This window comes from Pseudomonas sp. NPDC089428, from assembly GCF_044749325.1.
Taxonomy (GTDB): domain Bacteria; phylum Pseudomonadota; class Gammaproteobacteria; order Pseudomonadales; family Pseudomonadaceae; genus Aquipseudomonas.
Genome location: NZ_JBIVHT010000030.1, coordinates 21,275 through 28,172 on the forward strand (window position 1 = coordinate 21,275; position 6,898 = coordinate 28,172).

Annotated in this window: 7 protein-coding genes and 1 tRNA gene; 3 read left to right on the forward strand and 5 right to left on the reverse strand. The window is 61.6% G+C overall.

Annotation, left to right across the window (positions count from 1 at the left end):
• The first annotated feature begins 131 nt into the window (after nt 1-131).
• Nucleotides 132-1,328: an amino acid aminotransferase gene (locus ACIPZ5_RS27410; protein WP_261941026.1), complete on the forward strand. Its 1,197-nt coding sequence runs from the start codon at nt 132-134 to the stop codon at nt 1,326-1,328.
• A gap of 62 nt (nt 1,329-1,390) precedes the next feature.
• Nucleotides 1,391-1,466 (forward strand) — tRNA-Asn (locus ACIPZ5_RS27415).
• 373 nt (nt 1,467-1,839) lie between these two features.
• Here the strand turns inward: ACIPZ5_RS27415 and ACIPZ5_RS27420 are convergent.
• From ACIPZ5_RS27420 to ACIPZ5_RS27440, 5 genes are all read right to left on the reverse strand, one after another.
• Complete coding sequence (locus ACIPZ5_RS27420) at nt 1,840-2,256, reverse strand: cupin domain-containing protein (RefSeq protein ID WP_400811699.1); 417 nt, start codon at nt 2,254-2,256, stop codon at nt 1,840-1,842.
• A gap of 105 nt (nt 2,257-2,361) precedes the next feature.
• A complete protein-coding gene (locus tag ACIPZ5_RS27425; RefSeq protein ID WP_261941028.1) occupies nt 2,362-2,922 on the reverse strand; it encodes a DUF1285 domain-containing protein in 561 nt (186 codons plus the stop codon).
• 10 nt (nt 2,923-2,932) lie between these two features.
• Nucleotides 2,933-3,538: a DUF4823 domain-containing protein gene (locus ACIPZ5_RS27430; RefSeq protein ID WP_261941029.1), complete on the reverse strand. Its 606-nt coding sequence runs from the start codon at nt 3,536-3,538 to the stop codon at nt 2,933-2,935.
• Nucleotides 3,539-3,604: 66 nt separating this feature from the next.
• Nucleotides 3,605-4,573 (reverse strand): GTP 3',8-cyclase MoaA, encoded by a 969-nt coding sequence (locus ACIPZ5_RS27435; RefSeq protein ID WP_400811703.1) that lies wholly within the window; start codon nt 4,571-4,573, stop codon nt 3,605-3,607.
• A gap of 107 nt (nt 4,574-4,680) precedes the next feature.
• Entirely contained in the window at nt 4,681-5,316 is a 636-nt protein-coding gene (locus ACIPZ5_RS27440; RefSeq protein WP_261941031.1) for a TetR/AcrR family transcriptional regulator, read from the reverse strand.
• A gap of 71 nt (nt 5,317-5,387) precedes the next feature.
• On the opposite strand from ACIPZ5_RS27440, the gene ACIPZ5_RS27445 reads away from it, so the two are divergent.
• Nucleotides 5,388-6,521, forward strand: a complete 1,134-nt coding sequence (locus ACIPZ5_RS27445; protein WP_343599791.1) for an aminotransferase class V-fold PLP-dependent enzyme — start codon at nt 5,388-5,390, stop codon at nt 6,519-6,521.
• The last annotated feature ends 377 nt before the right edge of the window (nt 6,522-6,898 follow it).

Consider the following 6,898-nt stretch of genomic DNA (forward strand, 5'->3'; position numbering starts at 1 on the left):
GGAAAACCTGCGCCAGGCTGTCGCAGTGACCGGTCGGTATCACTATACTGACTCCCCGTTTGTGCACCGCTTCAGTGCATTCGGCTGGAGCGTGTACGCCCTATCACTCTCCAATCAGAGCCGAAGTAACAATGAGCCTGTTTTCCGCTGTCGAGCTGGCACCCCGCGACCCTATCCTGGGCCTCAACGAAGCCTTCAACGCCGACCCACGTACCGACAAGGTCAACCTGGGCGTAGGCGTTTACTGCAATGAGGAAGGCCGCATTCCGCTGCTGCGCGCCGTGATCGAAGCCGAGACCCAGCGTGCTGCCCAGCACGCCTCGCGCGGCTACCTGCCGATCGATGGTATCGCCACCTACGACCAGGCCGTGCAGAAGCTGCTGTTCGGTGCCGAGTCGCCACTGCTGGCCGCTGGCCGAGTGGTTACCGTGCAGGCCGTCGGCGGCACTGGCGCTCTGAAGATCGGCGCCGACTTCCTCAAGCGCATTTCGCCAAACGCCGTGGTCGCCATCAGCGACCCGAGCTGGGAAAACCACCGTGCGCTGTTCGAAAGCGCTGGCTTCCCGGTGCAGAACTATCGCTACTACGACGCACCGAGCAACGACGTCAACCGTGCCGGCATGCTCGAAGACCTCAACGCCCTGCCGTCCGGCTCGATCGTGGTACTGCACGCCTGCTGCCACAACCCGACCGGCGTAGACCTGACCCTGGACGACTGGAAAAACGTTCTGGAAGTGGTCAAGGCCAAAGGCCACGTGCCGTTCCTCGACATGGCCTACCAAGGCTTTGGTGACGGCATCGGCGAAGACGCCTTCGCTGTGCGCCTGTTCGCCGAGTCGGGCATGGAGTTCTTCGTTTCCAGCTCGTTCTCCAAGTCGTTCTCGCTGTACGGCGAGCGCGTCGGCGCACTGTCGATCGTCACCGCCTCGAAAGACGAAAGCACCCGCGTGCTGTCGCAGGTCAAGCGCGTGATCCGCACCACCTACTCCAACCCGCCGACCCACGGCGCTACCATCGTCGCCACCGTGCTGAACAGCGCCGAACTGCGCCAGATGTGGGAAGCCGAACTGGGCGAGATGCGCGAGCGCATCCATGGCATGCGCAAGCAGATGGTTGCGCTGCTGGCCGAATACGGCGCCAAGCGTGACTTCAGCTTCGTCGGCCGCCAGGTGGGCATGTTCTCGTACTCGGGCCTGACCGTTGAGCAGGTTACCCGCCTGAAGAACGATTTTGGCATCTACGCCCTGGACACCGGCCGCATCGCCGTCGCCGCCTTGAACCAGAGCAACATTCACGTGGTCACCAAGGCTATCGTTGAAGTGCTGTAACTAATTGATTTGTCAGGGGGAGGCTTGACTTCCCCCGGGCAATCGGTAAGATACGCGCAGATTCCGCGATAGCTCAGTCGGTAGAGCAAATGACTGTTAATCATTGGGTCCCTGGTTCGAGTCCAGGTCGCGGAGCCAAACACTGAGAAAGCCCCCGAATGCGTAAGCATCGGGGGCTTTTTCGTTGCCTGGCTGAAGGTTTGTGGCGCCTGTGAGATCGAGCGCCGCCCGCGCGGCGCATCGCGGATAAATCCGCTCCTACATCTGTTTCAGGCCAATCCGTCCTGTGCCAGTTGGGCTGCCAGCCTTGGTGCATGGCTGGAGAGAGATGGAAAGCAGTTGTGCCAACCTCGATCTTGAAGGGAACAAACAAGGCGCACGGTGGTGATCTCACAGGAGAGACTGGCCCGAAACAAATGTAGGAGCGGATTTATCCGCGATGCGCCGCGCGGGCGGCGCTCGATCTCACAGGCGCTGACCCTCCCCAGCCAAGCCCCTTTCAGCCCCCACATCACTCCCCAAGCGGCTCAGTCACCGGCTTGCCTTCATCCACCAAACTCCACACCAGCAATTTCGCAGGCCGGGTCTTGCTGGCGTTGCGCGAAACGCTGTGCACGGTCCCAGGCGCCTCGTACCAGTACTCCCCCGCCTTGTAGGTCTTTTCCTGTTCGTCGTTGAGTTTCGAGACCACCGCGCCTTCCAGCACATAAGCCATGACGGCACCGGGATGCTGGTGGGCGGGCGATGCCTGCCCGGGGGCATAGCTGACAGTGAGCATGACGGCTTTCTTGCCAGGCGCATTGGCGGGTTGTTTTTCCTGCAAGACCTTTACCTGATCAGGCACATCGCCGTGCGCCCAAGCGGCGCCGTGGCCACCGAGCAGGCCAGCAATGACGAACAAGGCAAGGTAAAGACGGGTAGGTTTCATGGAGCTTCTCCTGATTGGCAAGTGCCTGCAGGTTAGGCCCGGTGACACACGGCGCAAACGGCCAATCAGGAGAAAAAACAGGGTGCCAGCCAGCGGCAATCGATCTCAGCAATTGCGCCCGATCGGGTAGAACTCGCCGTGGCTCCAGACCCCGAGCCACTCCTCGCCATCGATCATGCGCGGCACTGCCAGGTCGACCAATTGGTAGAACACATTGCGGTGGATCAGCGCTTCCAGATTCGTGCGCATCAAGACGTAGGGTGATGGCTCCTGGGTGAGCGGATCGATTTCGACCCGCAACGGATTCTGTGGCCCCGCCTCGGCCTCGTCCTCGACATTGCTGGTAAAGCGCAGCACCTGTGCCTCGCCGCTGCCAAGCACCTCCAACGTCACGGCCACGAACGGCGCATCATCGACGCGGATGCCAACCTTCTCCACCGGCGTGATCAGGAAATAATCATCGCCATCGCGGCGAATGATCGTGGAGAACAAGCGAACCATCGGCTTGCGCCCGATGGGTGTGCCCAGGTAATACCAGGTGCCATCGCGGGCGATACGCATGTCGATATCGCCGCAGAAATCCGGGTTCCACAGATGCACCGGCGGCAGCCCCTTGTGCTTGGGAATCTGCGCCAATAAATCGTTGGCCTTGCCGGAATCCGTCATCACCCTGCCCTCACTCGCTCATGCCCAGAAGGCTACGAGCGTACTCGCGCATCGGTGCGCCAAGCAAATCCTGCGGTGACTGGTCGTGGAACGTCAACAAACCGCCACGGCTCTTGATCCGCGCCGTGTCGATCAGGTAGCGCGTGTTGGTCTCGATCAGCATCATCTGCACGACACCGGTGTCCCAACCCAGTCGATCGACAGCCTGCTCGTCATACCACTCGTCGCCATTGCCGATGCGGTCGTCCGTGCGGGCAAAGCGGGTGTACAGCACATAATCGGCGCCCACCGATCGGGCCTGGGCAATCGCTTCCTCAAGCCCCAGCGGCCCTTGGGCGCGACGCACCAGCGGGAAATACTCGACGAAGCTCTTGAAGGCCTCCTCGGCCACCACGTTCTGCTTCGGCACCGGGCCCTTGCCTGGCGGCATGAACGCGCCCTGGCCGATGAAGATGAACGAATCGGGTTGCAGGCGAATCGACAGGGTACGACGGGTATCGCTGTGGTCCAGCAAACCGGCATCGCTCATGTGGTAACGGACGCCCTCGCCCATATCGCTGACATTCATGCAACCGCCCAACGCCATCAGCGTCAGCAGCAAGACCAGGCTACGCATCTTTCCTCCAGTGGCCGGTGACGAAAAACCGGCGAATAGCCGGCGGATGCAGCTTTTGCGCCAGCTTCAGCCGCCAATCACCTTCATCACCGTCACCCCTCCGGAAAACGCCAGTTCCTGTTTGTCTGCCAGGGCTTTTACCAGCAACCGTTGCAAACCTGGCAGCGCCTGATGACGTGGTTTTTCCAGCAGGTCGCCGACAAAGTGACGATTGCTCGAAGACAGGCAGCCGTGCAGCCAGCCGGTAGAGGACAGGCGCAGCCGCGAGCAGGTACGGCAGAACGGCACGCTTTCGTTGGCGATGACACCAAAATGGCCGTGCCCGGGAATCTGGTAGCGCAGCGCCGTGGCGTCCAGCGGCGCCTCGACCTGTTGATAGCCATACCTGGCGCCAATCACATCGAGCAACGCATCGAGCCCGACAAACTGCTGCAGGAACGCATTGTTGTCCCGGGCAAGATGCCCCATGCGCATCAGTTCGATGAAGCGCAGCTCGAAGCCACGTGCCATGCAATAGTCGAGCATCGGCAGCACCTGATCGAGGTTCTGGCCACGCATTGGCACCATGTTGACCTTGATGCGCATGCCCATGGCGCTGGCTTTGTCCATGCCTGCCAGCACACTGGCCAGATCACCGCCACGGGCGATGCGGCGGAATGCCTGAGGATCGAGGGTATCGAGGGACACGTTCAGGCGACGAATGCCGGCCGCCTGCAGCTGAGGCAGTTTGCGTGCGAGCAGCTGGCCATTGGTGGTCAGCGCGATGTCGTCCAGGTCGAGCTTGGCCACCGCCGCCAGAAAGGCATCCAGCCGAGGGCTGACCAGCGGCTCGCCTCCGGTGATGCGCAAACGCTCGATGCCGGCGGCTTCGATGAGGTAGCCCACACCACGCGCCAAGGCCTCCGCCGACAGCTCATCCTGGGCTGCGACCAGGCGCTTGCCGTCCGGCACGCAGTAGCTGCAGGCATAGTTGCAGGCAGCCGTCAGGCTGACGCGCAGGTTGCGAAAACGCCTGCCTTGACAATCGACGATCATGGATGACTCCGGCATGGATGAATCGGGGCTGGCAAAACTTGACTCATGGATCAAGTTTTTGCAAGTCCCCATTTCACGCCAGGCTCACCCGGTGACGACGCGCACCTTCAGTTGGTGGTTTCCGGATCACGCTTGCGCTTGTTGCCCATGCGCACGCCGATGTCCATGAGGAACTGGAAGAAGCCCTCCTGATCCTCCAGCACATTGCTCCAGAACGGCGAGTGGTACAGCGCCACGGCGCCATGCACCAGCGCCCAGGCCGCGCAGTAGTGGAAGTACGGCGGCACGTCTTCGAGCTTGCCTTCGCTGATGCGGCCCTTGATCAGCTGGGTGAGGCGGTCGAAGTTGGACGCGCGGATGCTGTGCAGCTGTTCGACCATTTCCGGCACCTGGTTGCCTTTGACCACCTTCTCTTCCAGGCGGTCGAACAGCCGGTAGCGCTGCGGGTCGCGCATGCGGAACTCGAAGTAGGCGCGCGACAGCGCCTCCTTGTCGCGATCGACATCGGCCGAGTGCAACAGCGCGTTCAAGTCACGCTCATAATCGAGCATCAGGCGCAGGTAGATCTCCGCCTTGGACTTGAAGTGCTTGTAGATCGTACCTTTGCCGATACCCACGGCGTCGGCGATCATCTCGACGGTGACGCTGTCTTCACCCTGTTCGAGGAACAGCTTCAGCGCTGTATCGAGGATTTCCTGTTCGCGACGGCGAAACTCACGGACCTTACGAGGTTCTTTCTGCATAGGAAGGACTGGATGACATTGAAGCGGTTTATTATGCCTAACTTGCAGCAAATTGCACGGATCATCCAACCATGTCTATGTTTCACGATGAGTTCGAACAGGCGCCGGGGCTGCGTTACCTGAACCACGCGGCCATCGCTCCCTGGCCGCGCAGGGCCAGCGAGGCCGTGGCGCGGTTTGCCCGTGACAATGTGCGCCTGGGGGCGAGCGACTACCCGACATGGCTGGCCACCGAACGCAGGCTGCGCGAAAGGCTGGCGCGGCTGATCAACGCGCCCTCCTGGGCAGACATCGCGCTGGTGAAGAACACATCCGAGGCGCTGTCGCTGGTTGCTTTCGGTCTCGACTGGCAGGCCGGTGACCAAGTGGTGATCAGTGATGAGGAATTTCCTTCCAACCGGGTCGTCTGGGAAGCGTTGGCCGAGCATGGCGTCGAGGTAAACCAGGTGAGCCTTGCCGGGGCAGACCCGGAAGCCGCGCTGCTCGCCGCCTGCGGCCCGCGCACGCGCTTGCTGGCGGTGAGCGCCGTGCAGTTCGCCAGCGGGCTGCGCCTGGACCTGCCTCGCCTCGGCGAGGGCTGCCAGGCTCGCCAGGTGCTGTTCTGTGTCGATGCCATCCAGCAGATTGGCGCCCTGCCCTTCGACGTGCAGCGCTACCGCTGCGATTTCGCCATGGCCGACGGCCACAAGTGGATGTTGGGCCCCGAGGGCCTGGGCTTGTTCTATTGCCGCGCCGCCTTGCGCCCGCAGCTGAAGCTGCATGCCTATGGCTGGCATATGCTGGAACGTCTGGGTGACTTCGATCGCCGCGACTGGCAGCCGGCCCGCAGTGCAAGGCGCTTCGAGAGCGGTAGCCCGAACATGCTGGGCGCGTGCGCCCTGGAAGCCAGCCTGTCATTGCTGGAGGAGATCGGCATGGACGAAGTCGGCCGGCAATTGCAGTTGCGGGTCGATCAACTGCTGCAAGGGCTGAGCGGTATTCCGGGCTTGAATCTGCATAGTCCTGCCACCCAGGAAAGAAGGGCGGGCATCGTGACCTTCAGCCTTCAAGGGCGGGACAGCGCGGTTATCTACCGAAGCCTGCTGGCGGAGCAGACGATTTGTGCACTGAGAGGGCCCGGTGTGCGATTTTCGCCACATTTCTATACCAGTGGGCAGTTGATCGACGAAGCTGTTCAGCAAGTAAAGCGTCTTGCCATGCGTTGAGGGAGGAAGGGACGGCGGGCGTATTCCAAATCTGTTTAAAAAACGAACAGAGAAGCACTGGCACTGTGCCAAACCTGACCAATACTTGAAGTGTTGGCGCGGCGCATCCCCCCCAAGTGGCGCGCCGATAAAGGTGCTCAGGGACCGCGTACCTTTGTTTTACTCCTAATGGTCTTAACCCGGATTCCCCCCCCAGAACCCGGGTTTTTTTTGCCCGAGAGCAGATGCCAAGCTCTGGCCCCGGCTCTGGCTCTGGCTCTGCTTTTGCTTCTAAGCGCGCGATAGTTCAGGCGACGCAGAGTGCGACTTCAGGAGGCCGAACGCAGGCGTCTGGAGGGCCAGGGTGCGCAGCACCCCTTCGGCGTAGCCGAAGGCGC

Coding starts and splice junctions, on each gene's coding strand:
- ACIPZ5_RS27410 (WP_261941026.1), top strand. CDS start 132: ATGAGCCTGTTTTCCGCTGTCGAGCTGGCACCCCGCGACCCTATCCTG.
- ACIPZ5_RS27420 (WP_400811699.1), bottom strand. CDS start 2,256: ATGAAACCTACCCGTCTTTACCTTGCCTTGTTCGTCATTGCTGGCCTG.
- ACIPZ5_RS27425 (WP_261941028.1), bottom strand. CDS start 2,922: ATGACGGATTCCGGCAAGGCCAACGATTTATTGGCGCAGATTCCCAAG.
- ACIPZ5_RS27430 (WP_261941029.1), bottom strand. CDS start 3,538: ATGCGTAGCCTGGTCTTGCTGCTGACGCTGATGGCGTTGGGCGGTTGC.
- ACIPZ5_RS27435 (WP_400811703.1), bottom strand. CDS start 4,573: ATGATCGTCGATTGTCAAGGCAGGCGTTTTCGCAACCTGCGCGTCAGC.
- ACIPZ5_RS27440 (WP_261941031.1), bottom strand. CDS start 5,316: ATGCAGAAAGAACCTCGTAAGGTCCGTGAGTTTCGCCGTCGCGAACAG.
- ACIPZ5_RS27445 (WP_343599791.1), top strand. CDS start 5,388: ATGTCTATGTTTCACGATGAGTTCGAACAGGCGCCGGGGCTGCGTTAC.